Origin of the sequence: Pseudomonas sp. 29 (assembly GCF_002754355.1) — a bacterium.
Taxonomy (GTDB): Bacteria; Pseudomonadota; Gammaproteobacteria; order Pseudomonadales; family Pseudomonadaceae; genus Aquipseudomonas; species Aquipseudomonas neuropathica.
On the sequence record NZ_PEEY01000001.1, the window covers coordinates 5,344,797 to 5,370,562 of the forward strand.

General features: G+C 59.8%; 22 protein-coding genes and 1 pseudogene. 7 read left to right on the top strand and 16 right to left on the bottom strand.

The window, feature by feature from the left end; genetic code table 11:
• The first annotated feature begins 7 nt into the window (after positions 1-7).
• Positions 8-2,599: a DNA ligase D gene (ligD, locus tag CLU80_RS24750; RefSeq protein ID WP_099758649.1), complete on the top strand. Its 2,592-nt coding sequence runs from the start codon at positions 8-10 to the stop codon at positions 2,597-2,599.
• Here ligD and CLU80_RS24755 read toward each other — a convergent pair whose 3' ends face one another.
• From CLU80_RS24755 to sodC, 3 genes are all read right to left on the bottom strand, one after another.
• Entirely contained in the window at positions 2,600-3,001 is a 402-nt protein-coding gene (locus CLU80_RS24755; RefSeq protein ID WP_175559657.1) for a hypothetical protein, read from the bottom strand.
• A gap of 80 nt (positions 3,002-3,081) precedes the next feature.
• Positions 3,082-3,396 (bottom strand): DUF2388 domain-containing protein, encoded by a 315-nt coding sequence (locus CLU80_RS24760; protein ID WP_093438930.1) that lies wholly within the window; start codon positions 3,394-3,396, stop codon positions 3,082-3,084.
• A gap of 160 nt (positions 3,397-3,556) precedes the next feature.
• On the bottom strand, positions 3,557-4,078 hold the full coding sequence (sodC, locus tag CLU80_RS24765) for a superoxide dismutase family protein (protein ID WP_099758650.1): 522 nt from the start codon (positions 4,076-4,078) through the stop codon (positions 3,557-3,559).
• A gap of 226 nt (positions 4,079-4,304) precedes the next feature.
• Here sodC and CLU80_RS30730 point away from each other — a divergent pair.
• Together CLU80_RS30730 and CLU80_RS30735 are read left to right on the top strand one after the other, a co-directional pair.
• Positions 4,305-5,081 (top strand): annotated as a pseudogene (locus CLU80_RS30730) (MCP four helix bundle domain-containing protein); the annotation flags it as partial.
• Positions 5,082-5,213: 132 nt separating this feature from the next.
• On the top strand, positions 5,214-5,939 hold the full coding sequence (locus CLU80_RS30735) for a methyl-accepting chemotaxis protein (RefSeq protein ID WP_371748306.1): 726 nt from the start codon (positions 5,214-5,216) through the stop codon (positions 5,937-5,939).
• 175 nt (positions 5,940-6,114) lie between these two features.
• Here the strand turns inward: CLU80_RS30735 and CLU80_RS24775 are convergent, their stop codons facing one another.
• The gene (locus CLU80_RS24775) at positions 6,115-6,546 is read right to left on the bottom strand and encodes a nuclear transport factor 2 family protein (protein ID WP_093438922.1); all 432 of its coding nucleotides are present in this window, start codon (positions 6,544-6,546) and stop codon (positions 6,115-6,117) included.
• A gap of 522 nt (positions 6,547-7,068) precedes the next feature.
• Here CLU80_RS24775 and mqo point away from each other — a divergent pair.
• Complete coding sequence (mqo, locus tag CLU80_RS24780; RefSeq protein ID WP_093438917.1) at positions 7,069-8,715, top strand: malate dehydrogenase (quinone); 1,647 nt, start codon at positions 7,069-7,071, stop codon at positions 8,713-8,715.
• A gap of 164 nt (positions 8,716-8,879) precedes the next feature.
• Here the strand turns inward: mqo and CLU80_RS24785 are convergent, their stop codons facing one another.
• Positions 8,880-9,311: a nuclear transport factor 2 family protein gene (locus CLU80_RS24785; protein ID WP_099758651.1), complete on the bottom strand. Its 432-nt coding sequence runs from the start codon at positions 9,309-9,311 to the stop codon at positions 8,880-8,882.
• Between the two features lie 438 nt (positions 9,312-9,749).
• On the opposite strand from CLU80_RS24785, the gene CLU80_RS24795 reads away from it, so the two are divergent.
• Entirely contained in the window at positions 9,750-10,196 is a 447-nt protein-coding gene (locus tag CLU80_RS24795; protein ID WP_099758652.1) for an NUDIX hydrolase, read from the top strand.
• Positions 10,197-10,202: 6 nt separating this feature from the next.
• Here the strand turns inward: CLU80_RS24795 and CLU80_RS24800 are convergent, their stop codons facing one another.
• From CLU80_RS24800 to CLU80_RS24810, 3 genes are read right to left on the bottom strand one after another with little or no spacing between them, the layout of a single operon-like run.
• Positions 10,203-11,327, bottom strand: coding sequence for a DUF3396 domain-containing protein (locus CLU80_RS24800; protein WP_099758653.1), 1,125 nt, complete (start codon positions 11,325-11,327; stop codon positions 10,203-10,205).
• Between the two features lie 14 nt (positions 11,328-11,341).
• The gene (locus CLU80_RS24805) at positions 11,342-12,628 is read right to left on the bottom strand and encodes a VRR-NUC domain-containing protein (protein WP_099758654.1); all 1,287 of its coding nucleotides are present in this window, start codon (positions 12,626-12,628) and stop codon (positions 11,342-11,344) included.
• Positions 12,629-12,631: 3 nt separating this feature from the next.
• On the bottom strand, positions 12,632-14,875 hold the full coding sequence (locus tag CLU80_RS24810; RefSeq protein WP_286079772.1) for a type VI secretion system Vgr family protein: 2,244 nt from the start codon (positions 14,873-14,875) through the stop codon (positions 12,632-12,634).
• Between the two features lie 130 nt (positions 14,876-15,005).
• Between CLU80_RS24810 and CLU80_RS24815 the strand changes: the two genes are divergently transcribed.
• Both CLU80_RS24815 and CLU80_RS24820 read left to right on the top strand, forming a co-directional pair.
• Positions 15,006-16,217, top strand: a complete 1,212-nt coding sequence (locus tag CLU80_RS24815; RefSeq protein ID WP_099758655.1) for a helix-turn-helix domain-containing protein — start codon at positions 15,006-15,008, stop codon at positions 16,215-16,217.
• Between the two features lie 31 nt (positions 16,218-16,248).
• On the top strand, positions 16,249-16,881 hold the full coding sequence (locus CLU80_RS24820; protein WP_099758656.1) for a Vgb family protein: 633 nt from the start codon (positions 16,249-16,251) through the stop codon (positions 16,879-16,881).
• Positions 16,882-17,003: 122 nt separating this feature from the next.
• On the opposite strand, the gene CLU80_RS24825 is transcribed toward CLU80_RS24820, so the two are convergent.
• The 8 genes from CLU80_RS24825 to CLU80_RS24865 all read right to left on the bottom strand — a co-directional run bounded on the left by CLU80_RS24825 (position 17,004) and on the right by CLU80_RS24865 (position 25,657).
• The gene (locus CLU80_RS24825; protein ID WP_099758657.1) at positions 17,004-17,195 is read right to left on the bottom strand and encodes a hypothetical protein; all 192 of its coding nucleotides are present in this window, start codon (positions 17,193-17,195) and stop codon (positions 17,004-17,006) included.
• Positions 17,196-17,410: 215 nt separating this feature from the next.
• Complete coding sequence (locus CLU80_RS24830; RefSeq protein WP_099758658.1) at positions 17,411-18,799, bottom strand: amidohydrolase family protein; 1,389 nt, start codon at positions 18,797-18,799, stop codon at positions 17,411-17,413.
• A gap of 13 nt (positions 18,800-18,812) precedes the next feature.
• Positions 18,813-20,180: a nucleobase:cation symporter-2 family protein gene (locus tag CLU80_RS24835; RefSeq protein WP_093438891.1), complete on the bottom strand. Its 1,368-nt coding sequence runs from the start codon at positions 20,178-20,180 to the stop codon at positions 18,813-18,815.
• A 251-nt stretch (positions 20,181-20,431) separates the two neighbouring features.
• A complete protein-coding gene (locus tag CLU80_RS24840; RefSeq protein ID WP_099758659.1) occupies positions 20,432-21,475 on the bottom strand; it encodes a CobW family GTP-binding protein in 1,044 nt (347 codons plus the stop codon).
• 99 nt (positions 21,476-21,574) lie between these two features.
• A complete protein-coding gene (locus CLU80_RS24845; RefSeq protein ID WP_099758660.1) occupies positions 21,575-22,192 on the bottom strand; it encodes a UbiX family flavin prenyltransferase in 618 nt (205 codons plus the stop codon).
• The gene (locus CLU80_RS24850) at positions 22,189-23,574 is read right to left on the bottom strand and encodes a UbiD family decarboxylase (RefSeq protein WP_099758661.1); all 1,386 of its coding nucleotides are present in this window, start codon (positions 23,572-23,574) and stop codon (positions 22,189-22,191) included. The genes CLU80_RS24845 and CLU80_RS24850 overlap by 4 nt, the downstream gene beginning before the upstream one ends.
• Before the next feature lie 243 nt (positions 23,575-23,817).
• Positions 23,818-24,723 carry an amidohydrolase family protein gene (locus CLU80_RS24860; RefSeq protein WP_003224037.1) on the bottom strand — a complete coding sequence of 302 codons (906 nt, stop codon included), beginning with the start codon at positions 24,721-24,723 and terminating at the stop codon, positions 23,818-23,820.
• Between the two features lie 4 nt (positions 24,724-24,727).
• Positions 24,728-25,657 (bottom strand): amidohydrolase family protein, encoded by a 930-nt coding sequence (locus CLU80_RS24865; protein ID WP_099758662.1) that lies wholly within the window; start codon positions 25,655-25,657, stop codon positions 24,728-24,730.
• Positions 25,658-25,766 lie beyond the last annotated feature (109 nt).

Here is a 25,766-nt window from a genome sequence, read left to right on the forward strand (position 1 = left end):
GTGCACGATGAACAGGAACCTCGACGACTACAACCGCATGCGCGATTTTTCGGCGACCTCGGAACCGGCTGCCGTCAAGCGCTCGGGAGGTAAAACCGCTGCCGAGCATGCTTTGCAGTTCTGCATCCAGAAGCACGACGCTTCACACCTGCATTACGACTTTCGCCTGGAACTCGATGGCGCACTGAAGAGCTGGGCGGTGCCAAAAGGGCCGTCACTCGACCCCAAGGTCAAGCGGCTGGCGGTTCATGTCGAGGATCATCCGCTGGATTACGCAACGTTCGAGGGCAACATTCCCGAAGGGCATTACGGCGCCGGTGATGTGATTGTCTGGGATCGTGGCGTGTGGATTCCGCTGGAAGATCCGCACAAGGCCTACGCCAAGGGCAAGCTCAAGTTCGAGCTGCAAGGCGAGAAGCTCGGCGGTATCTGGAACTTGGTGCGCACGCACATGCCGGGCAAAAAAGAACAATGGTTTTTGATCAAGCATCAGGACAGCGCCGCGCGGCCGCAGGATGATTACGACGTGTTGGTGGCCGAACCGGACAGTGTGCTGAGCGAACGCACGTTAGTGGGCAAACCCAAACTGGCCGCCGAGCAAAGCAAACCGCTGAAAAAGCCCCCGGCCAAGACACGCAAAACTGCGACCGGCAAGCTCAACGGTGCGCACAAGGCCAAACTGCCGGCACAACTGAAACCGGAACTGGCAACGCTGGTCGACAGCGCGCCGGAAGGGCAGTGGAGTTACGAGATCAAATTCGATGGCTACCGGATCATGGCGCGCATCGATCATGATCAGGTGCAACTGTTCACTCGCAACGGTCATGACTGGACGCACAAATTGCCGCAACAGGCCGCCGCCCTGGCCGCGCTGGGATTGGAATCGGCGTGGCTCGACGGCGAAATGATCGTCGCCAACGAACACGGCGTACCGGACTTTCAGGCCCTGCAAAATGCTTTTGAAGCTGGAAGCAGCGGCAACATTCTCTACTACCTGTTCGATCTGCCGTATCTCAACGGTGTCGACCTGCGTGAAGTGCCGGTCGAGGAACGTCGCGCTGCGCTGGCCACGGTGCTCGGCAGTCATGAGCAACCGTTGTTGCGCTTCTCCGAAGCCTTCGACGAAACCCCGGATGCGCTGCTCAATAGCGCCTGCCAGATGCAGATGGAAGGCCTGATCGGCAAACGCCTCGGCTCGCCCTATGTATCGCGGCGCAGCAGTGACTGGATCAAGCTCAAGTGCAAACATCGCCAGGAATTCGTCATCGTCGGCTACACCGATCCGAAAGGTTCGCGCAGTGCTTTCGGCGCGTTGCTGCTGGGGCTGCATGATCGTGACAGCGGCGAGTTGCGCTACGCCGGCAAAGTCGGCACCGGTTTCAACGAGTCGACGTTGAAAAGCATTCTGGCTCAACTCAAACCGTTGCAGGTGAAGAAGGCGGCGGTGGTCAATCCACCCAGCGGCTTCGAGGTCAAAGGCGTGCACTGGCTCAAGCCGAAACTGCTGGCGGAAGTCGCATTCGCCGAAATGACCAAGGACGGTTCAGTGCGCCACGCCGTGTTCCATGGCTTGCGCGATGACAAACCGGCCAAGGGCATCACTGAGGAGCGAGCGAAACCGGTGAAGACTGCAGCGAAGAAATCAGCCACGAAGAAAGCGCCGAAAAAAGCCCCGGCGAGCAGCGCAGAAACCGCGCCGTCGCAGCTCGGACTGGCCAACGGCAAGGTGCGCATCACTCACCCGGATCGCGTGATCGACGCGGTCAGCGGCACCACCAAGATGCAACTGGCCGAGTATTACACCAGCGTTGCCGAATGGATTCTGCCGCAGCTCAAGGATCGTCCGGTGGCATTGGTGCGCGCGCCGGACGGCATCGCCGGTGAGTTGTTTTTCCAGAAGAACGCCGAACGCCTGGCGATCCCCGGCATTACCACGCTGGACAAAGACGTCACCGGGCAACCGGTGATGCTGATCAACAATGCCGAGGCGCTGATCGGCGCGGTACAGATGAGCACCGTCGAACTGCACACCTGGAACGCGACCACGGTCGATCTGGACAAGCCCGATCGCTTCGTTCTTGACCTCGATCCGGATCCGGCACTGCCATGGAAAAGCATGGTCGAAGCGACGGCACTGACATTGACCGTACTTGATGAACTGGGCCTCAAGGCTTTTCTCAAAACCAGCGGCGGCAAGGGTATTCACCTGGTGGTGCCGCTGACCCGCAAACTCGGTTGGGACGAGGTCAAGGACTTCAGCCACGCCATCGTCAGTCATATCGCCAAGCTGTTGCCGGAGCGCTTTTCTGCGGTGTCCGGGCCGAAAAACCGCGTCGGGCGGATCTTTATCGATTACCTGCGCAACGGTCTGGGCGCCACCACTATCTGCGCTTACGCCGCGCGCACCCGCGAAGGCTTGCCGGTGTCGGTGCCGCTGTTTCGCGAAGAGGTCGCCGAGCTCAAGGGTGGCAATCAGTGGAACGTGCACAACGTTCATGAGCGGTTGGCTGAGGTCGGTGACGAGCCGTGGGCCGACATGAAGAAAACCCGCCAGAGCATCACCGCCGAAATGCGCAAACGCCTGGGGCTGAAAAAGTGATCAGGTGTCGCGCAGCAAGTCGTGAGCGTTGAGCAATTCGAAGGCGATTTCCGGGTGGTTTTCCAGTCCGCGGCGAATGGCGGCCGGGATCGCTGCACGTGTCTTGCGGCACAGGCCCGGTAACTCGTCGATTTGAATAGCGATCCCGCGCATGGTGCGCACTTCGTTGAAACCGGGAGCGACGTCGACGCGAATCCCCAATTGCTCGAACATGCGCTGTTGCAGATGTTTGAGGTCATTCAGGTCTTTGAGCATTTCGAGGCGAGCGAGCAGGCGTTTTTCTTCCTCTCGGGTCAGGCGCAGGATGCGCAAATCCGCGCCGGGCGTCTCCAGCAACGGATCGCGCCCGCAAATGCAGGCGCCGGGCGGGCAGGGGGAGCGCAAGGGCACAGAAGTCGTCATGGCCTCCATCATAGAGGCCGTCGGACAGTTTTGCCTATGCGCCTTCAGCAGCCATCCATCGGCTGCGTTTTCCGTGACGGCTACTGATTCAGGCCTTCGTAATGCACCAGAATCGCGTTGGCCAGATCTTCATCACTGGCATTGAGTCCAGGATTTTCCTGGCGAGCCTGTTGCAGCACCGATTCAAGATAAACCCCACGAATGGCCCCGCCACTGGCGACAAATGCAGACAAGTCGTCACGGGCCGGAATCACCATTTTGTGATCCTTGAAGGTCGAGTACAGCGACGCGGAGACACCCGCCGAGGTGGCGACATCACCCGCATCGACGCGGGCCAACGCCGAACCGACCGGCAGGCATAAGAGTAAAGAAGAAACGAGCACTAACTTGCGCATGACGGTGTTCCTCCACAAGCGCGAAGCAAAAAGGGAAGGATTACATAATGTGAGAGGGGCGTGCGCGGCGGGAGTTCCGTGGCGCAGCAAAGTCTGCGTTATTGCAAAACAGACGCGGGCAACGCCATGGCGGGTTGCCTGTCTTTCACGCTGGAATGAGTCAGATCACCCCGCAAGCCATGCGATCACCGCCACCGCCCAGTGGTTTGGGCGTGTCGGCGTGGTTGTCGCCGCCGGCGTGGATCATCAGGGCGTGACCTTTGATCTCGGATATCTTCTTCAGGCGCGGCGCCAGTACCGGATAGTTGGCGATGCCGTCCGCAGTCACATAAATCGCCGGAAGGTCACCCAAATGGCCGTCGGCGTAAGGGCCGAGGTGCTTGGCGGTTTTTTGCGGATCGAAATGCCCGCCCGCCGCCAGTGCGGCCCCTTTCACGCCATCCTTCATGCCGGCCTCGCAGCTGCCGTTTTCATGCACGTGGAAACCGTGCACGCCGGCCGGCAGCGATTTCAAGTCAGGCGTGAACAACAGGCCATAGGCCGTTTCACTGATGGTGACCGAGCCGATCGCCTGCGGCGCGCCGTCAGCGCTGACCAGATTGACGGCGACTTTTTCCGTCGCCGCTTGTGCGGTGCCGATGGCGAAGGTGCCGAGCAGACCCAACCACAATGCGCGTTTCATAGGCGTCTCCTTTTGCTGCATGAGTGTTCAAAGCGACGGACTCAATAGCCTGCCGGCATTAACTGGCGGTGAAGGCGTTGGCCGGGCGCGTTGAAAAGTGAGACTTGCCGCGCAATCCGAAAGTTTTGTGGCATTCAGGCTTCGTGCCGACAGCTGCTGACACGCTCTGGCCCGACAGACCTGCACAAATAGGCTTAACTGAAGGTCTGACAGGCGCTTGCGGCGCATGGCCAAGGAGAAAACCAAGGTGTCGATCAAATTGCGTTTAGTGTTGCTGATTGTGACAAGTCTGCTGACAGCCTTGATCGTGAGTCTGGTCAGTTACGTCGGCAATCAGCGGATGGCCTCGGCGGTCAGCGACAACGCGGTCAGCATGAGCGCGTTGCGCAACCACATGGAAGCCGACATGATGCACGACGCCCTGCGCGCCGATGTCTACTCGGCAATGCTGGTCGGGCTGGGCAAAAGCACCAGCACGGCAAGCGAGGTGCGCGATTCGATCAACGAGCATGCCGGGCATTTTCGTGAGGTGCTCGAGGAAAACCTCAAGTTACCGATCAATCCGGCATTGCGCACGGCGCTGGAGCAGATCAAACCGAGCCTCGATACCTACATCAACGCGGGCGAACGGATTGTCGGGCTGGCGCTGGACAACCCTGATGCGGCTCAACAGGAACTGGGCACTTTCAACACGGCGTTTGGCCAGCTTGAAGAACAAATGGCCGCGTTGAGCGAGTTGATCGAGTCCAATACGCGGCAGACCAGCGCTGCAACCGAATCAGCCATCCACAGCGCCAACGTTGCGCTCGGTGTGGTGTTGATCGCCAGTCTTGTGCTGCTGTTGATTCAGGGACGCTGGGTGATTCTGAGCATCATGGGGCCGTTGAAGACTGCCAGTCGCATCGCCGAAAGCATCGCCCACGGCAACCTCAGCGAGCCGATTGCCGAGCCATCCGGCAAGGACGAAGCCAGTACTCTGATACGCACACTGGCAACCATGCAGCGCGACTTGCGCAACATGATCGATGTGGTGCGGCGCAATGCTCACGGTGTCAGTGGCATGAGCGAACAACTCAGTCAGGGTTGCCATCAGGTCGCCGACAGCAGCCAGCAACAAAGCGTCGCCGCCGGCACCATGGCCGCCGCCGCCAGCCAGATGACCGCGAGCATCGAGGAAATCACCCGCCACGCCGAACGTGCCCTGAGCATGGCCAATCAAGCCGAAACTTTGGCAAAAGAGGGCGGCGGAGTTATTCATCAAGTGGTCAGCGACATGGACGATATCGCGCGTTCCGCGCAACAGTCGGCACAGGTGATCCGCACACTGGATCAGGAATCCGAAGCCATTTTCAACATCATTCAGGTGATCAAGAGCATCGCCGACCAGACCAATCTGCTGGCGCTCAACGCCGCCATTGAAGCGGCCCGGGCCGGCGAGCAGGGTCGGGGTTTTGCCGTGGTCGCGGACGAAGTGCGCAGTCTCGCTGCGCGCACCAGCGCTTCCACCCAGGAAATCGCAGCGATGGTCGCGCGCATTCAGCACAGCACCCGGGAGGCAGTCAGCAGCATGGAGGCGGGTGTCGCGCAGGTCGACAAGGGCATGGCGGTGACGGCGGATGTCGAGCGGGCCATCCGCGAAATTCTCGATGCGACGTTGAGCACTACGCAACTGGTCAACGACATCACTCGCACGATTGGCGAGCAAAGCCAGGCCAGTAACGAGATCGCCCATCAGGTGGAAATGATTGCCGGGATGTCCGAAGGCAACAGCCGGGTGATCGGGCAAACGGCGAATACCACGGATGAATTGTCGAGTCTGGCGGGGCAGTTGGCGCAGTCGGTGGATCGGTTTCGGTTGTAGTGGTGAAATCCATCGTATTTGTGTTGGCCGGGCTAGCGCTTTCGCGAGCAAGCTCGCTCCCACAGGTTTCGTGGTGTAAATGCAATATTCGCTGCGCCACCGAACACAGTGGGAGCGAGCTTGCTCGCGAAGAGGTCAATTCAGCCAACACTAATGCTGGATAAATTCACCACAATCAGAACTTGAACGCCTGCCGCCCAACCAGCAACCACTTGCCATGCTGCTTCTGCCAGATCTGAAAGTTCTCGATCTCCGTCGGCACCACCTCGGTCCCCTTCAGCGCCTGTGCGGAAAAGTGGTGGCGGACCAGCGCGGTGTCGCCGGACAGGGTGATGGTCTGGTGCTGCATTTCCAGGGTCTTGAACGCGCTCTTGCCGGTTTCGATGTCGGCGATGAACTCCTTCTTATCCTGGATCTTGCCGCTGGAATGGCCATAAGTCAGGTTGGGCGCGGTGAGCGCGTTCAGTTCGGCGATGTCCTTGTGCAGCATCGCCTGGGTCAGATGATCCACCGCTTGGGCAACGTCTTTTTCCGCCGGGGCAGAGGCGGCCATGGCGTAACCGTTGAAGGCACAGAGAAAGCCGATCAGGAGTCGGGTCTTGGTCATTGAGGTTGTTTCCTTGTTGTTATGGGGTTGACGACTGATTTGTCAGTCGTCGTACAACGTAGCAGATAATGCTTGAGCAAGGCACTGCCCAAAAGTGCTCAATGTCTGGGCAACTACACTTGAATGCAGGATGGTTTGCGTCGACGCACTCATCAGAGGGTCATGTTCAGCGACTGGCGGCCGATAAGTCCCTGAGCGGAAAAAGACTCTCAAGTCGGGAACAGACGCGCGGGTTTGCCCTGACGTGATATTCTTCGCGCCAACTTGGTTTGACCTTATTCGGTTTGCCTGCCTTCGGGCGGGCTGACGGAATCCCTGTCGCTCAAGTAGCTGAGCCAATAATGATAAGAAGTCAGTTCAGAAGGGACATTAACTGAGGTCGATGCAGCATGTCGGCCTTGTGTGCCCACCCGTCAAAATTGAAGTGTGCCGGAATCTGCGACGCGAGCCTGAGCGTCATCAAAGCGGATCGCATACAGATAACAGCGGCGGGCGGAAGGCGTTTTATCATAGGTGCAACAGATGTTTAAGAAAGTGAACACAGCCCTGCTGGGTCTGGCTTTGGCGATGGGGATGACATCCGCCAATGCTGACGAAGCAAAGAAAGTCGACGTCCTGCTGATCGGCGGCGGCATCATGAGCACCACCCTCGGTGTGTGGATCAATGAGCTGGAGCCAAGCTGGTCGATGGAAATGGTCGAGCGCCTCGACGGCGTCGCCCTGGAAAGCTCCAACGGCTGGAACAACGCCGGTACCGGTCACTCGGCGCTCGCTGAGCTGAACTACACCCCGGAAGACGACAAAGGCAACGTGACGATCCCGAAAGCCGTCGAGATCAACGAAGCGTTCCAGGTCTCCCGTCAGTTCTGGGCCTGGCAGGTTCAGCAAGGCGTTCTGAAGAACCCTCGCTCGTTCATCAACACCACGCCGCACATGAGCTTCGTGTGGGGCGATGACAACATCAAGTTCCTGAAAAAGCGCTACGAAGCCCTGCAAGCGAGCCCGCTGTTCGCCGGCATGCAGTACTCCGAAGACCCGGCTGTGATCAAGAAGTGGGTCCCGCTGATGATGGAAGGGCGTGACCCGAACCAGAAAATCGCGGCCACCTGGAGCCCGCTGGGTACCGACATGAACTTCGGCGAAATCACCCGCCAGTTCGCTGCGTACCTGCAAACCAAGCCTAACTTCGATCTGAAACTGTCGAGCGAAGTCCAGGACATCACCAAGAATGCCGATGGCACTTGGCGCGTCAGCTACAAAAACCTGAAAGACGGCACTAAAACCGAAACCGATGCCAAGTTCGTCTTCATCGGCGCTGGCGGCGGTGCACTGCACCTGCTGCAGAAGTCGGGCATTCCTGAAGCCAAGGAATACGCTGGCTTCCCGGTTGGCGGTTCGTTCCTGGTGACCGATAACCCGGCCATCGCTGAACAGCACCTGGCCAAGGCCTACGGTAAAGCGTCGGTTGGCGCACCACCGATGTCCGTTCCGCACCTGGACACCCGTGTTCTGGACGGCAAGCGCGTCATCCTGTTTGGCCCATTCGCGACCTTCAGCACCAAGTTCCTGAAAGAAGGCTCGTACCTGGATCTGCTGACCAGCACCACCACCCACAACATCTGGCCTATGACCAAGGTCGGCATCAAGGAATACCCGCTGGTCGAGTACCTGGCTGGCCAACTGATGCTGTCGGATGAAGACCGTCTGAACGCGCTGAAGGAATACTTCCCGAACGCCAAAGCCGAAGACTGGCGCCTGTGGCAAGCCGGCCAACGCGTGCAAATCATCAAGCGTGATGAAGCCGCTGGCGGCGTGCTGAAACTGGGCACCGAAATCGTTGCTGCACAAGACGGTTCCATCGCCGGCCTGCTGGGCGCATCGCCAGGCGCGTCGACCGCTGCACCGATCATGCTGAGCGTGCTGCAGAAAGTCTTCAAAGACAAAGTCGCGACCCCAGAGTGGCAAACCAAGCTGCACCAGATCGTTCCAAGCTACGGCACTCAGCTGAACAACGATCCAGCCAAAGTGGCTGCAGAGTGGGCGTACACCGCCAAGATCCTCGAACTGCCGACACCTCCAGTGATCGGTCAGGCTGCTGCCCCGGCCGCACCTGCAGCTGAAAAGGCTGAAGCTCCGAAGGAAAACGCTGCACGTGACATGGCGCTGTAACTAAACGCCTGACACACAAAGTCCACTGAACCGGCGACGGTCAGTGGGCTTTTTTATGGCAAATAGTTTTGTAGGAGCTGTCGAGTGAAACGAGGCTGCGATCTTTTGATCTTGATCTTGCTTTTGAAAGATCAAGATCAACAGATCGCAGCCTGCGGCAGCTCCTACAGGGCTTTGGCGGACGCCAGATAAGCACCCAGTCGCCGGCCCATCTCTTCGCCCAAGGCCTGCAGACCGCTGAGTGGCCGCACCATCACCTCGAACTCGACAATCTTCCCGCCCTCATCAAAGCGAATCATATCGATGCCTTTCAGCTCCTTCGAACCCACCTTGGCGCTGAATTCCAGAATCACATTCAGGCCATCGGCGGTCGCCAGTTCACGGTGATAGCGGAAATCCTCAAACACCTCGAACACGGTATTGAGGATCATCGACACCACCGGCGCGCCCGGATAAGGCGTGTGGGCCATCGGCGAGCGGAACACGGCTTGCGGGTCGAGCAGGCCGGGCAAGGCGCGGAGGTCGCCGGTGCGGATCATTTCGTGCCATTTGCCCAGCGATGCGGCGACGTTGGGTTGCAGGTTCAGGTCGGTCATGTTCACTCCAGGATTTTTCTTGTTGTTGTCGCGACGGCAATGACTCTAGATCAACCATGCCGAAATTGAACCCTCGTGCCGCGATCTGAATATCAGTCCATGGCCCATGCGGATCAGATGCGCATCTGATCCGTATTTTTTCGCCGGATCTGCCTCTGTTACCAGTTCAGTCATCCGCTCAAAATAGCCCCACGGTTCGGCACTCGCGGTAGTCCTTCATCCCGAAGCGCCCAGTGCACCGCAAGCTCAGCATTGAGGAGAGCAACATGAACAAGATGGCGTTTTTTCTGGGTGGCTTTCTGACACTGACCATTCTGATCGGCCTGCTCGCAACGATTTCTCCGGTCTGAAGCGACCCTTTTCCAGTGACGTCCACGGGTGTGTCGCGCAAAGCATGTTTAAATGCCGCGCCCCCACACCTGTAAATGGACTTCAGTCATGGCCGAACACCGCATTCGCGCGCTCGCACTTTGCGTTTTTCATCACAACGGCAAAATTCTGGTTAACGAATTTCGCGACCCGGGCAGCCAGCAAACCTGCTTTCGGCCTATTGGCGGCGGTATTGAATTTGGCGAGACCAGCGCCGAAGCAATCGTGCGCGAAGTGCAGGAGGAGTTGGGCCTGTCCATGAGTGACGTGCGTCTGCTCGGCACACTCGAAAGCCTCTTCGTCTACAACGGCGAACCGGGTCACGAAATTGTCCAGGTATACGACGCGACGTTCGTCGATCAGGGCGTCTACGACAACGCACAGATCGATGGCCATGAAAGCGACGGCGCGCCCTTCACTGCACGCTGGCATGACAGCTCAAGCTTCAGCGAGCAGGCGCCTTTGGTGCCGAATGGCTTGCAGGAGCTGCTGAAAAGCGCCGGATTGCTCGGATGAATTCACTCACGCTTCCCCCGACCAATACCAAAGCGTATCGCCCCAATTCGAGCCACTGAACCCAGGCATGGTTTCCCCCAAGTCGAAGTAACGTCGGGAGTTTGCCTGTGCAGGGCTGAACCAATAACCCGCGGCGCTACAAGGCTGACCGGCCTCTATTCGTGCTGGAGTTTTCGAATGCGCATCGTCTTGGTCGAATCGCGCGTACCAGCGCGCGGTACTGTCTTGTTCGAAGCAGTTACCGTAGGGTGAATAAGTGTGCAGTTGATCGGGTTTTGGATTACGAAGCTGTTTCAAAACACGGTTCACCGCTACATAGGTGACGGGTAGAGGTTCATGGATAGCGCCCAGTTCGGGTAAAGCGCCGGCGCGAATGATCACTCCGCCCTGATAATCCAGCATCTCGACGTCGCCACGTCCGCTGAAGGCGTGGCGTAATCCGTCTTTGCCTCCCAGTTGCTCGGTAAATCGAGTGCCAACAATGGTGTACCAGTTGACACCTTTGATGTGATCAAGCAGTTCTCGTTTGAAGTTGTGCACCATTGAGTCAACTTCCAGACCGACATATTGCTGCGCCAGTTGAAATTCCATGGGCATGTAACGATCGAAGTCGTAGGGCAGTATGCTCGAAAGTCCGCCGTAGCCATGTTCGGCTTCAACCTGATCGCACAAGTAAACCAGCCATTCTTGAAAGCGCGCGACGCCATCGGGCTCTTTCAGGAAACTCCAGGGCAATGTCATCTTCAGGTATGAGCGTTTTTGATCGCCATGCACCTCGAACGAGTTCAGTGCGGACAGGCTGTACGCAGCAGCTTCGTTCGCGGTTGCGGCGCTGCTGATGTGCCATTCGTATTGTTCGTTCGGCCCTGACTCGCGGATTTTTTCCTGGGTTTTGCTGAATCCGGAATCTGTCAGTTTCTTGTAGCGGTCGTCGAACTGTCCCTTCAGATGCTGGCCGAACTCTTCTTTGAATCGGGTGAAGCATTGCATGACATTGCGCTTGCTTTGCAGCGAGTAGCCTTCCTTGAAGTAGAGGGTTGCGATCAACCCGAGTCGTACAACGGGGGTGTTATCGGGTAGCTCAAACGTCAGGTCTGGAGCTTGTTCGCTCAGTTTTTCCAATGTATTCATAAAGCTCTCTTTTATCAGGCTGTCGCCGCAGCAGTGATAGCAGCGCCGCCCAAAATGGTGACCAGCACGGCCCATGAAAGCTGAGCCAGTCGAACGATAACCAAAATTGCTGCGACGATAGCAGCAGGCACACCGGCAGCAACCAGTGCCGCTCCAATAGCAAAAGCCACCACAACGGTGGCAACGACTGTTCCTACGTCAATCAATACTTGCATCCAGTCGATTTCCTTGAGCTTTTCCAAGGTCAGGTCGGTGAAATGCTGAATTTCCTTCCACGCAGCCCTGAGTTGCTCATCCGTCCAGCGAACGATCTTCGCACCTGTTTCACTGACCCATTCCCAGGCTTTTTGAGACTCACGTCTAATCCATTGACCCTTGATTCCGAGCCACGTAGCGGCGTCTTCGAGGTGTTGTTGCATTTCTTGCGATAGCCTTCGAATGCCCTGAGCACCTTGCTCCAAGAGCCCTTCAACGGCCTCTTGAAGTTGCGTCCAGCTTTCGACCCGCGCCGGTCTGGGTGTCGCTGTTGGGCCGTACGCGGGAACAGGTACCGGAGCGGGTCTTGGGGCTTGCCCCGGGCCTCCGGCCGGGGGCAGCAAAACAGGCCATTGCTGTGGGTTGAACTCACCAGTCGGCTTATGTTGTCTGTTGTATTCGCGGTCGCGTTCACGCTCGCCGTCATCTCGACAATCATTGATTTCGAGTACAGAAAAACGGTTTGGGCCACCTGCTATATCCAGATAAGCCTCTCGCTGTGCCATACCGAGGACGTCCCCGGGAAACTTCACTTCCACTAGCCTCTCCAGATTATCCGGGTGCGCAACACCTTGATGATCCGTTCCAGCTTGTCCCGGCCAACGTAAGCTGCGTGTCTTGACGATGATAACGTCGGGACGCCGTAATAATCCTTTGACTGAACCTTTAGGGAATGGAAAGAGTGAATGGCGTCGCGTGGGATCTGGCTTCACGTCATCGCCCAGCCATGAGGAACTCAGGAATGGTTTGGGGGGGAGGGACGACATGTCGAAGCAGACTTCAGCTTTGTAATCCCATTTGAAATCCCAGCGGTATTCATCTGCCCGAATCAATCCACTCATTACCAGCTGTTTAAGCTCCATGCCGGTGAAGTCACCATCTTTGGCTTTTTTTATCGTTAATCTGGGAAACCGCGATGCGTAATTGGCTTTTTCCATCAGATAAGGTTTGTTATCAGGATTGGGCAGCGGTGCTTGTTTGACCGTACCTTCGATACTGGTGTTCGTGCAGCCTTGTGGCGTTTGAGGTGGTTGCATGACCGGCATGATTCAGCCCTCCGAGTTGGCGTTTTTGAAGTCCAGGGTCATTTCCTTGGGTGCGCTTTCCCCGGCCCTGATCAACGGTTCTTCAGGCTCGGGTTTGCGAACAGGTGTCAGCAGTTCGACCTCTGCCGGGCTGCTGCTGAGTGCCTGAAAGGTTTTTCCTTCTTCGTTGGTATAACCGGCAATTCGGGTGCCATCAGCGAGCTTCAACGTATATGGGGTGCCCACCAGAGGTTCACCGGTTTTCTCATCCAGCAACAGGTAGCGCGCCTTGTGACTGCGCGGCGCGCTGTCAGGCAATTGGCCGAATTTATCGGTGTCAACTGCGCCGGGAGTCAACGGCACCAAAATCCCGATGCCGCTGCCCACCCCAGGCGAGCCGCCAGTGTTGACCTTCACCTCGGCGCCGCTGATGGTTACGCCACCAGCGTCGACTTTCACGAAATTGCCGCCAGCCTTGGCCGTGAGCTCCATTGCGCCTTCGACCACAACCTTCTGGCCGGCGTAGTAATGGATTTCTGACCCAGCCTCAACAAACTGCGCAGTCCCCACCTTCAGATGCTGCGTCACACCCACCGTCAGGTGATCATCCGCACGCATTTCGCTAACCCGATCCAGATGCGTAATCCGGTGTTCTTCAACTTTGAACTCACTCAGCGTGTTGGCTTCAACGGTGTCGTGCCGTTCGTTACCGACGCGAATCTTCTGATCGTGCTCGATGTTCTCATCCCAGTCGCGCTGGGCGTGGATGTAGATCTGCTCGACGCCTTTCTTGTCTTCGATGCGGAATTCGTTGTAGCCCTTGCCGCCCGGTGAACTCAGGGTCTTGAAGGTGCTGCGGGTCTTGTTGGCCGGCAGGTCGTAGGGGACGACGTTTTCCTTGTGGTACAGGCAACCGGTGACCAATGGCTGGTCGGGATCGCCTTCGAGGAAGGTGACGAGGACTTCCATGCCAATGCGCGGGATGGCGATGCCGCCGTACGCGGCGCCGGCCCAGCCGCTGGCGACGCGCATCCAGCAGGTGGTTTTGTCGTTGGACTGGCCGTCGCGGTCCCAGTGGAATTGCACTTTGATGCGGCCGTATTGGTCGCAGTGGATTTCTTCGCCTGCCGGGCCGGTGACGACGGCGGTCTGGCTGCCGAGGACTTTCGGTTTCGGGTGCTCGAGGGCAGGGCGGTAGTGCGCGTCCCACGGGGTGGCGAGGAAGCTGTTGCGGTAGCCCTGGTGGAAATCGCTTTTGTGGTCGGTGACGTCGCTGGTGACGTTTTCGCCGAGTACTTGCGGTTGTTTGCCTTCGTGGAAGACTTCCAGCAGCAGCCACAGGTCGTTCCATTCGGCGCGCGGGTGTTCGGCGAGGGTGAGGAAGTGGCCGCTGGTGAGGGTTGGTTCGTCACCTTTGCCTTCGGCGAGTTTGTAGTCGCTGCGATGGCGTTCCAGCGCGCGGGTGGAAAGGAATTTGCCGCGCTCGCGGGTGGTGAAGCGGCCGGGGTAGTCGTAGTCCTCAAGGTCCGGGGCGAACTCGGTTTTGACCGCGCCTTCGGGGAGGATCTTCGGTTTCTCGAAGTCGTAATCGCGGCGGCTGACGCGGGTGGTGCGGGTTTCCAGGCGCAGGTTGAAGCGCTTGATCACCGGTTTGTCGGCGGCCATGCCGGAGTCTTGCTGGTAGCTCACCGGTTTCAGTTTGCGGAACACCGTCTGGTCGTCGCCGAACACCAGTTTGTGGCCGCTGCTGCTGTGCTGGAAGTGGAAGTGAATGCCTTCTTCTTCGCACAGGCGCTGGATGAAATGCAGGTCGGATTCGTCGTACTGCACGCAGTAGTCGCGTTCCGGGTATTCGGCGCCGAGCTGGAAGCTGTAGGCGTCGGCAAGAATGCCGCGATCTTCCAGCACCTGAGCGATGATCTTCGGCACGGTCAGTTGCTGGAAAATCTGCTGATCGTGGTTATGCCGCAGGTAGGCCAGTTGTGGCACCAGGCTGAGGCTGTAACGGGTCAGGGTTTTGCCGGAGTCGCCTTGCTCGATGCGATAGACCAGACCGTGGATCTTGCCTTCGCCGGTCGGGCCGAAAGTCAGGACGCCGGGCTTGTGCAACAGCTCTTCGAGTTTGAGGTCGGGGCGGGCGCTGACGAGTTCGAGGTCGAAACGGAACGGTTGGTTGAGGGCTTCGCTACCGGTGAAGCTGAGGACTTGCAGGTCGGCGTTGGCGCCTTCGACAGTGAAGGTAATGTGGCTAGCGTTTGCATCCAGCATGCTCGACTCCATCCATTGGAAAAGCTGTGCCGATGTTGCAACAACTGAAACAGCCGATCAAGCGTCCAAACGCGCCATAATCAGCGATCAGACTCAGCTCACGATTCAGCCACCGAGGGACGGACGAGCCATGGATTCGCTGATCAACGCCGCCGGCCGCGCGCTGTCTGCTGGTGACCCGCTAGGCGCGTTGAACTACGTCGCTCTGCGTGAGGATCCGCCGGCGCTGGCCCTGCGCGCAATTGCCATGGCTCAGCTCGGTGATCTGCCCCGCGCCAAGGCGTTGTTGCAACGGGCGATAAAGGCGTTCGGCAGCAATGAACCGCTGTCACGGGCGCGTTGTGTGGTCGCCGAGGCCGAGGTGGCGCTGGCAGCGCGGGATCTGGGCTGGCCGGTGAAGGCGCTGGAGGCGGCGCGGCGGGTCTTGCAGGAGCACGGTGACGGCGTGAACGCGGCGCACGCGCGCTATTTGCAGATTCGCCGGTTGCTGTTGATCGGCGAACTGGATGAGGCCGAAACGTTGCTGGGTGAAACTGACCCGGCGCCGTTGCCGCCGGCGCTGCGTACTGCTCATGAGTTGATCGCCGCCGGAATCGCCGTGCGTCGGGTCCAGGCACACAAGGCCAGCGCGGCGCTGGCTCGGGCGCAGGCTGCGGCGCAACAGGCCGGGATCGCCGCACTGAGCGCCGAGGTCGATCACGCCTGTCACATGCTCGCTGCGCCGGCAGCGCGGTTGATCGTTGCCGGTCAGGCGCAACGAGTGAATCTGGCGCAGGTTGAAGCTTTGTTCAACTCGTCGACACTGATCGTCGATGCCTGCCGCTATAGCGTGCGCGGTGCCGGCATGACGGTGGCGCTGGCCACGCGGCCGGTGCTGTTCAGTCTCGCACGATTACTTGCGCAAGCCTGGCCGGACGATGTGGCGCGCGAAACGCTGTTCGCCACAGCCTTTGGTTTCCCCCTCACGGATGAATCGCACCGTGCTCGCCTGCGGGTCGAAATTGGCCGATTGCGTGCGGCACTGAAGCCGCTGGCGAATATCGCCGCAACACCAAGGGGCTTTGCGCTGGTGGCTGAGGACGTTGCGTTGCTGACGTTGCCGGTTGAAGACAAATACGCGGCGTTGCTGGCCTTGCTTGCCGACGGCGAGGCTTGGTCGAGTTCGGCGTTGGCACTGGCCTTGGGCAATAGTCAGCGCCAGGTTCAGCGGGCGTTGGAGGCATTGGCGCTGGCGGACAAAGTGCAGGCCTTCGGCGTGGGCCGGGCGCGGCGTTGGATGACGCCACCGCTACCGGGTTTCGCGACGATCTTGTTACTCCCGGTGTCACTGGGCAATGGCTAGGCTGGAGCCACACATCCACGAGGAAGTTGCCATGAAACACTCAAATGCAGAAGTCCTTCGCGAGTACGGTCCTTTTGATGGCATCAAAGGCATTCACGGCGTGACATTCGATGGCCAGCAGGTCTGGTTCGCCAGCGACGGCCAGCTCAATGCTCTGGATCCGGCCAGTGGCGAAACCGTGCGCACGATCAAGGTTGGCGCCGACGGCGGTACCGCTTTTGACGGCCAGCACCTGTACCAGATTGCCGACCGCCGCATCCACAAGATCGATCCGGCCACGGGGCGCGTGCTCCACACCATCCCGGCCCCGGGCAATGGCGGCGACTCAGGCATGGCCTGGGCGGATGGCTCGTTATGGGTCGGGCAGTATCGCGAGCGCAAGATTCATCAGATTGATCCGCAGACCGGCGAGATCCTGCGTACGTTGGAGTCGAACCGGTTTGTCACCGGGGTGACCTGGGTGGATGGCGGGTTGTGGCATGGCACTTGGGAGGCGGATGAGAGTGAGCTGCGGCGGATCGATCCGCAGGATGGCAAGGTTATCGAGTCGCTGAAGATGCCAAAGGGCTCGGGTGTTTCGGGGCTGGAGGCCGACGGAGCCGATCGTTTCTATTGCGGTGGCGGCGACAGTGGTCGGGTGAGGGCGGTGCGTCGGCCCAAATGATGGAGGCGTCTACACGGGCCTCTTCGCGAGCAGGCTCGCTCCCACAGTGATTGCGGATGAACACAAATGTTGTGAACAACTTCAAACCCTGTGGGAGCGAGCCTGCTCGCGAAAGTGCAGTGTCAGGCACCGCTGTTTCGACGACGTTCAATACCCTCCGGGCCGCCGATGTCCAGCAACCTTCTTTCCACCAGAACATTCTCAAGTGCCTGACGCTCGACCGGCGCCATTTGGTGTTCACGCTTTTTCAGCTCCAGCAGAATCGGGCTGGACCAGGTGCGATAGGTCTGTTCGATGTTGCGACGCGACGTCATCAGTCTCTCCTTGAAAAAGAGCCCTGTATTGCGGGCAGGGGCTCTGTCCGATGAGGTAATAACGTTAGTCGAGAAAGCCGAAAGTCGCGAATGCGACGGCTTTATGTGGGAGCGAGCCTGCTCGCGAAAGCGTTGGATCACTCAATGTTGCAGTGGCTGACAATATGCCTTCGCGAGCAGGCTCGCTCCCACATTGAAGTTGTGGTGGATTGGAATCAGTCGTCGACGTTCATCAGTTGCTGCACACCTTCCCATGCTTCGGCGCGCATGCGTTCAATGTCCAGGCCCGGAATCACGCCGTTCTCCACGACCACGCGGCCGCCGACCAAACTGTATTTCACCGTAATCGGTTCACCCGCTACCACGGGCGCGACGGCGCTGTCGTGGAAGCCATAGAAGCGTGGATGGTCGAGGCTGTAGATCACCAGATCTGCCGCCTGACCGACTTCAAGTGTGCCAACGGCGCCGAGGCCTAGCACTTGCGCGCCGCCCGCCGTGCCCCAGTGAATGACATCTTCCACCGTGGTCGCCGAGGCGCCTTGTTCTGCGCGGTGGATCAGCCATGCAGTGTTGGCTTCGCCAACCATGCTTCCGGACTCGTTCGAGGCTACGCCATCCACTCCCAGGGAAATCGGCACGCCGGCCTCATACATCTGCGGCACAGGCGCCACGCCGCTGCCCAGCCGAGCGTTACTCACCGGGCAGTGGGAGACGCCGGTGCCGGTCTGCGCGAGCATGCGGATTTCACCGGGTTGTAGATGCACGGCATGGGCGAACCAGACGTCCGGGCCGAGCCATTCGTGCTCGGCGACGAATTCCACCGGCAGGCAATTGTATTTTTCGCGGCAGAAATTCACGTAGTTCTGTGTCTCCGACAAGTGCGTGTGCAGGCGTAAGCCGAGGCCACGAGCGGTGTGCGCGAGTTCGCGCAACAGGGTTGGCGGCAGCGAGAACGTTGGCGTGGTCGGGGCGACCACCACGCGGCGCATCGCGTCCGGGGTGTCCTGGTGGTACCGCGATTTCAACCGTTCGATATCGCCGACCATTTGCTCAAGGCTTTCCGGTTGCAGCGCGGTTTTCGAGAAGCCCGGATGGGCGCTCGCCGACTCCAGCGCGCCGCCACGGCACAGGACAAAGCGCAGGCCAAACTCATCCGCCAGATCGAACAGCAGATCACCGGTCTCGGTGCTGCCGTGGGCGTGGTAGAGATAATGGTGATCGGCGCAGGTGGTGACGCCGGACAGCAGCAATTCGACCATGCCCAACCGCGCGGCGATCCGCGCCAGTTGCGGGGTAAAGCGGTTGAGGCGCGGGTAGGGCACGCTGGCCAGCCAGCCTTGCAGGTCTTGATTCAAACCTTCGGGCACGGCTTTGAGCAGGTTCTGGAACAGGTGGTGGTGGGTGTTGATCCAGCCCGGGTAGACCACGCAGTTGCGCGCGTCGATCACCCGTTCGCCGGGTTGTGGCTCAAGGTTCGCAGCCATTTCGGCAATGCGGCCATTGACCACGCGGATGTCCACGGCACCGGCCCGCGCGCGGGGGCCGCGCAGGCCGGTCATCACCGCGACCGGGTGCTTGATCAGGATGTTCTGAAGTTGAGTCATGGGCAGCTCCAAACTAAAGGATGTGCGAGGCGGATTTGCTGGCGGTGGTTTCCGCCACACTGACGCCATTCAGCGCGGCGTTGAGCAGCACCGACACCAGGCAGGCGATGACCACGCTGCTGTGCAGGAACGGCTGCGACCACTCGGGGAGTTGTTTGAACAAGGTTGGCGCGAGCACCGGTACCAGCGCGGCGGCGATGGTGAAACCGACGATCAGCACGTTGTAGCGATTGCGCTCGTAGTCGACTTTGGCGAGGGTCTGAATGCCTGCCGCTGCGACCACGCCGAACATGGCGATGCCAGCTCCTCCGAGGGCGGCGGTCGGCATCGAAGCGATGATCGCGCCGGCCTTCGGCACCAGGGCAATCGAGCACATCAGCAGGCCGCTGACTGCGACCACCCAACGGCTGCGCACGCCGGTCAGAATCACCAGGCCGACGTTTTCCATGAAGGCGATAAACGGAAACGCGGCGAACATCCCGGCGATGGTGCTGGCCAGACCGTTGGCGCGCAGGCCATTGATGACCTGTTTGTCTTCCACCGGCTTTTCAACGATGTCGCCGATGGCCACGAACAGCCCCATCGACTCGACCATCTGCACGATCATCACCACCACCATGGTCGCGATCGGGATCAGACTGAAAGTCGGCAGACCGAAATAGAACGGGTAGGGTACGGTCAGCCACGGCGCTTCTTCGACGCTGTGGAAACTGCCCATGCCGAGGCCATACGCGAGGCCTGCACCGATCAGCATACCGATCAGCACCGCCATGTTGCGCAGTAGCGGGCTGCCGTAGCGGTTGACCAGCAGAATCGTCAGCAACACCACCACCGCCACACCGAGAAACGCCGGGGCGCCGAAGTTGCTCGCGTTGCGCCCGCCGCCGACCCATTCATAGGCAATCGGGAACAGCTGCAAGCCGATCACGGTGACGATGCAACCGGTCACCACCGGCGGAAAAAATCGCCGCAATCGACCCACGAACGGCGCCATCAGCATGGTGAACAACCCGGCTCCGATCACCGCCCCACAGACTCCGGCAAAGCCCACCTCCGGGTTGCTGCCGATGGCGATCACCGGGCCGACGCTACTGAACGCCACGCCTTGCAGAATTGGCAGGCGCACGCCGAATTTCCAGAAACCAACGGTTTGCAACAGGGTGGCGATGCCCGAGCAGAACAGCGTGGTGCTGATCAGCACCACCGTGTCGGCATGAGACATTTTCAAGGCACTGGCGACAATCAACGGCACGGCGATGGCGCCGATGTACGACACGGCCATGTGTTGCAGGCCGAGGGTGAGCATCTGTCGCACCGGTAAAATGCGGTCGACGGGGTGCACGGTGGCGGCGGATTGCGTTGGAGATGGGGCTGACGACATGGGGAAACACCTCTGGCTGTTTTTATGCGGTAGAGAGGGGTATTCGTCTGATGCTGATCAGCTCAAGGACACAGTGGAACCCTGTGGGAGCGAGCTTGCTCGCGAAGGCGATATGTCAGTCAACTGAGAGGTTGAATGTGACGGCCTCTTCGCGAGCAAGCTCGCTCCCACAGGGACTTGTGCAGCCCCAAGTGGCGAACATCAGTCATTCGTGCTGCGAAGCCGCCATCCACCGGCTCCGATGCCTTGTTTCAGCCTGCCAGGCAGGCGGCGAAGCCCTGGTTCAGCGCCGCGCGGTCGAGGTCGCGGCCGATGAATACGATCTTGCTCGAGCGGGGCTCCGTGCCCCACGCGGTCGAGGCGCGGAATTCCACCAGACTGTGCACGCCTTGCAGCACGTAGCGCTGGTCCTCGTTGGCCACCGCCAGCACGCCTTTCATGCGGTACAGATTGTCGGCCTGAGAGGAACGTAGTTCGCTGATCCAGCGGTGGAAGGCCATCAGGTTGACCGCGCCGTCCACGGCGATGCCCACCGATGACACGCTTGGATCGTGTTCGTGATCGGGCGCATCGTGATGATGAGCGTGGTGGTCGTGGTGCTCAGGTTCAGCACCGATTTCCATGAGCTTCTGCGTGCATTCGAATGCGCCGATGCCGAGGATTTTCGTCAGGTCGATTTGCGCATGGGTCGAGGTCACCAGATCCGCTGTGGCGTTCAAACCACGGATCTTGCCGCGCAGAACGTCCACCTCGTCGCTGCTGACCAGATCGACCTTGTTGATGACGATCCGGTCGGCGCAGACAATCTGATCCACCGCCTGATTGTCGACGCCATCGAGTTGCAGATCCTCCAGATGCTGAGCGATGTGTTTGGCGTCGACCATGGTTACGATCGCGTCGAGTTCTACTTCTTCGGCGATCGGGTCATTGATGAAGAAGCTCTGCGCCACTGGATACGGATCGGCCAGGCCACTGGTTTCGATGAGGATGTGATCGAGTCGCACCGGCCGCGCCACCAGTTCGCGGACGATGCGCACCAGGTCCTCGCGAACCTCGGCAGTGCAGCACACGCAGCCGTTGACCATCTCGTAGATTTCTTCGGTCTCGGAACTGAGGACGAGGTCGCCGTCGATACCGACTTCGCCGAACTCGTTTTCGATCACGGCGATTTTGCGGCCGTGGTTTTCCTTGAGGATGTAATTGAGCAGGGTGGTTTTACCCGCGCCGAGGAAGCCGGTGAGGATGGTCACGGGGATTTTGGTGTTGCGGGTTGGGGCGTTGAAGGGGGTGTTCATGGTGAGGCTCCTTTGATTGACCGGTGCACACTGAATTCGGGTGATGCTGCTTTTCTGTAGGAGTGAGCCTGCTCGCGATGGCGGTGTATCAGCCGACATTTATGTGATTGATACAACGTCATCGCGAGCAGGCTCACTCCTACAGGGGGTTGTGTGTTCTCGCCAGCGGGTGGCGACGCCCGCATCGAGGCCGAACAGATCGAGCACGCGACCGAGGCTGTGGTCGACCATTTGCGCCAGGTTCTCCGGGCGGGCATAGAAGGCGGGCACCGGCGGGGCGATGATCCCGCCCATCTCGGTAACGGCGGTCATGTTGCGCAGATGGGCGAGGGTCAGCGGGGTTTCCCGGGCCATCAACACCAGCGTGCGACGTTCCTTGAGCGTGACGTCGGCGGCACGACCGATCAGCCCCGAGGACGTGCCGGTGGCAATCTCCGCCAAGGTGCGCATCGAACACGGCGCGACGACCATACCCAGGCAACGAAACGAGCCACTGGCAATTCCGGCAGCGACGTCATCGGCGCGGTGATAATGGCTGGCCAGCGCGGTCACGTCGGCCAATTTGTAGTCGGTTTCGTGGGCCATGGTCAGCAGCGCGGCACGGCTGGTGATCAGGTGGCTTTCGATGTTCAGCTCGGCGAGCAATTGCAGGAGTCGCACGCCATAGATAAACCCGGACGCGCCGCTGATACCGACCACCATCCGCTGGCGGTTCATGATTCAAGTCCTTTGAGCAGAACCCGCGCGCGTTCGAGTACCTCTTGATCGAGCTGCGCCTTGATTCCGTCAAACCCGGAGCCGCGAGTTGCATCGAGGCCCATCCGCGAGGTGGTGCCATTCACCGAGGACGATGGATCGAGCGGACTGCCCGGCAAGCCATCAATGGTAAAAATATCCAGATGCGGCTGGAAATGCGTGGCCAGTGCCCACAGCACCTGGCTGTCATCGCTGATGTCGATATCGCTGTCCACTGCGATCACTGTTTTCAGGTACGGATCCCAGCCGAGCAGCGCCAGCATGATCTGCCGCGCCTCGCCGTCACGGCTTTGGTCCAGCGCGACGTAGCAGTGAAAATGCGTGCCGGAATTGGGGTAATGCACGGCAGTGACCGCGGGGAACCGCGCTTTCAGCTTCTCGCTCATTTCCGCTTCGCGCGGCAGGCGGGCAAGGGTCAGGTGTTCGGCGTAGCGGCCGCCCATGACGTCGACCAGCCAAGCGTCTTTGCGCTTTAACAGCGTATCCACGCGCAGCACGTTGTTGGTCGAACGATCCGAGGAGTAACCGCTGAATTCACCGAACGGGCCTTCCTCGGCGTAGGCCGCCGGGTCGATCGCACCTTCCAGCACGAACTCGGCATACGCTGGCACACCGATGCCGTAGCGCGGGGTTTTCACCAGCTCCAGCGGTGCGCCGAACAGTCCGCCAGCCACAGCGCGTTCATCGCTGCCGTAGGGCAAACGTGCAGCGGCGGCGAGCATGAACAACGGATGCGCACCGACGACCATCGCCACGCGCAGTTCTTCGCCACGCTCGCGAGCGGTCTGCAACATTCGCCACAAGTGCCCGCGTGAATGCAGACTGGTCGCAAGCGCTTGGCGGGCGTGGCGCATCGAGCGGTGATAGCTCATGTTGGCGATGCCGGTCAGCGGGTCTTCGGCGATGATGATTGCGTTGGTGATGTATGGGCCGCGATCGCTGGCGAAATGCTTGAGCATCGGCAGCAGCGCCAGGTCCAGCGCTTCGCCTTCGAAGACCTCATCGAGGATCGGACCGCTCTCCACATAGCGTGGTGCGATGGGCTGATTGACGCGGGCCTGGAAGGTTTCGTGCAGTTGCGCCGCAGTGACGCCGAACAGCCGGGCAATACGGGTTCGGGAGGCAAACAGATTAGTCGCCACCGGCACACCGAGGTTGCCGACGTGTTCGCAGATCAGCAGTGGATCGCGACCTTGGGTGGCGAGGGCATCGACCAGGGCGGTGACGTCCTGATCGGCGGAAATCGCTGGGGTGACAGTCAGCACATCGTCCGGGTACTCACGGCGATAGCCGTCGATGAACACGTGAAAGTCCTGAGAATCGCCGAGCGTCGAACGGGTCATGGTGTCACCTCGTAAAAAGCAGGCACGCAGGGGTGAGAGGGCGATCGCGCGGCCAGCCGTTGGCCTGCCGGTCGAGCGAACGCCGGGTCATCTTCGTGCCTGTAAAGTCGCTGTGTGCCTGGGTTGAACACAGATCCCCTGTAGGAGTGAGCCTGCTCGCGATAGCGGTGTATCAGTCACTATCACCGCTAAATGACACACCGCTATCGCGAGCAAGCTCGCTCCCACAGGTTTTGTGTATGGCTACAGATAGGTGGTGGTCAGGCGTATGTCGGCCTCGACCAGATCCTTGGGCGGTGGCGTCGGTTCGATCCCGCACAACCGGGCGATGTTGTTGCCCAGGTAGTCTTCGAGATGATCCTCATCGATACCCAGACCTTGCGGCGCGGGTGAGCACAACACCTCAAGTTCGCGCAGCCACATGCCCGGTTCGTTCGGCGGCGAATCGGTGCCGAACACGATCTTGTTGCGCGGCAGCTCCTTGGCGAACTCGACGATCCGCGACTGGAAGCACCAGCCCGATTCGCAGTAAACGTTCGGCGTGTCCATGGCCATCCAGAACGCCTCGAACGAGTAGTTGCCGCCGGTCTGGATACCGAAGTGGCCGATGATGAAATTGACCATCGGAAACTCGCGGATGATCGGGTAGAACATCGTCGGAATCGTGTACGGGCCGTCGCCGGTGTGGATCAGCACGACGATGTTGTACTTGGCGCAGACCTTCATCGCCGGGCGCAACCAGTCGAGTGCGCGATCCGGGCGATAGCCGTGCATGTTGGCGTGCAGCTTGAGCATCTTGAAGCCGTATTCCTTGATGTGGAATTCCAGCTCCGCCGCACCGTTTTCCGGTCCCCAGCGCGGGTTGAAGTTGAAGTTGCCGATGAAGCGGTCCGGGTACTTCACACAGAGTTCGGCGACGTAGGACATGTAGTCGCGCACGCCCTCGCGGCCCCGGCGGTTGCCGTCGCGATAACCGGTGTTGCCCGGTGGCGGCTGGATGAAACCCATGTCGATGCGGCGCGGTTTGCCGTTGATCATGTACGGGCCGTCCATCAACTTGAGCATGCGCTCGCCGGTGAACGGTTCGCCGGTGTGGCGCCAGGCCTCGTCGACCAGATTGGTGGGGTGCAGATGGGTGTCGATGATCATCGGTTCAGCTCCTGGCCAGTTGAGTGGTGACGGGACGCTTGAGTTGCGCCTCTGCTTCGGAAACGGAACGCGGTGGCGGGGTCGGTTCGAGGCCGATCATCCGCGCGGTGTTGTTGCCCAGATATTCTTCGAGGGTGTCCTCGTCGAGGTTCAGGCCTTGCGGCGGCTCGTGGCAGAGCACTTCGAGCAGGCGCAGCCACATGCCCGGTTCGTTCGGTGGCGTGTCGGTGCCGAAGAGGATCTTGTGCGTCGGCAAGACCTTGGCGAATTCGACGATCCGCGATTGCAGGCACCAGCCGGATTCGCAGTAGACGTTGGGCAATTCCATCGCCCATTGCATCGGTTCGAACACATAGACGCCGCCGGTCTGCACGCCGAAGTGGGCCATGATGAAATTGACGTTGGGAAACTCCTTGATCATCGGCACCCATTCCGACGGGATGCTGTAAGGCCCATCGCCGGTGTGCAGCTTGACCGGAATGCCCAGTTCGGCGCATTTCTCGAAGCATGGGCGAACCCAATCGAGGGCACGGTCAGGACGGTAGGCGTGCATGTTGGCCTGCATCTGCACCATGCCGAAACCGTGTTCCTTGACGTAGCGCTCGATCGCCTCGACGCCGTTTTCCACACCGCAGCGCGGGTTGTAGACGAAGCAGCCGATGAAGCGGTCCGGGTAGGTCTGGACCATTTTCAGGGTATAGGCCATGTAGGCGTCGATGGATTCGCGGCCGGTAAGGTCGCCGTCGGTCCAGGTGTAAATCGTGTTGCCTTGCGGCGGCTGGATGAAGGCTTTGTCGATACGGCGCGGCTTGCCGTTGACCATGTACGGGCCATCCATCATCTCCAGCAGACGCTCGCCGGTGAACGGGTCACCGTCATGCCTCCAGGCGAGGTCCACGAGATCCGTGGGATAGCAGCTGATATCGATGATCATTGCAGTCGATCTCCTGATAGCGGGGAAGGGAGCCTTGCGGCTCTCGGCATCCACGTCCCGGGCAATCGGCCGTTGCTATGCGCAAGACATGCGCATTCCCTCGCCTGTT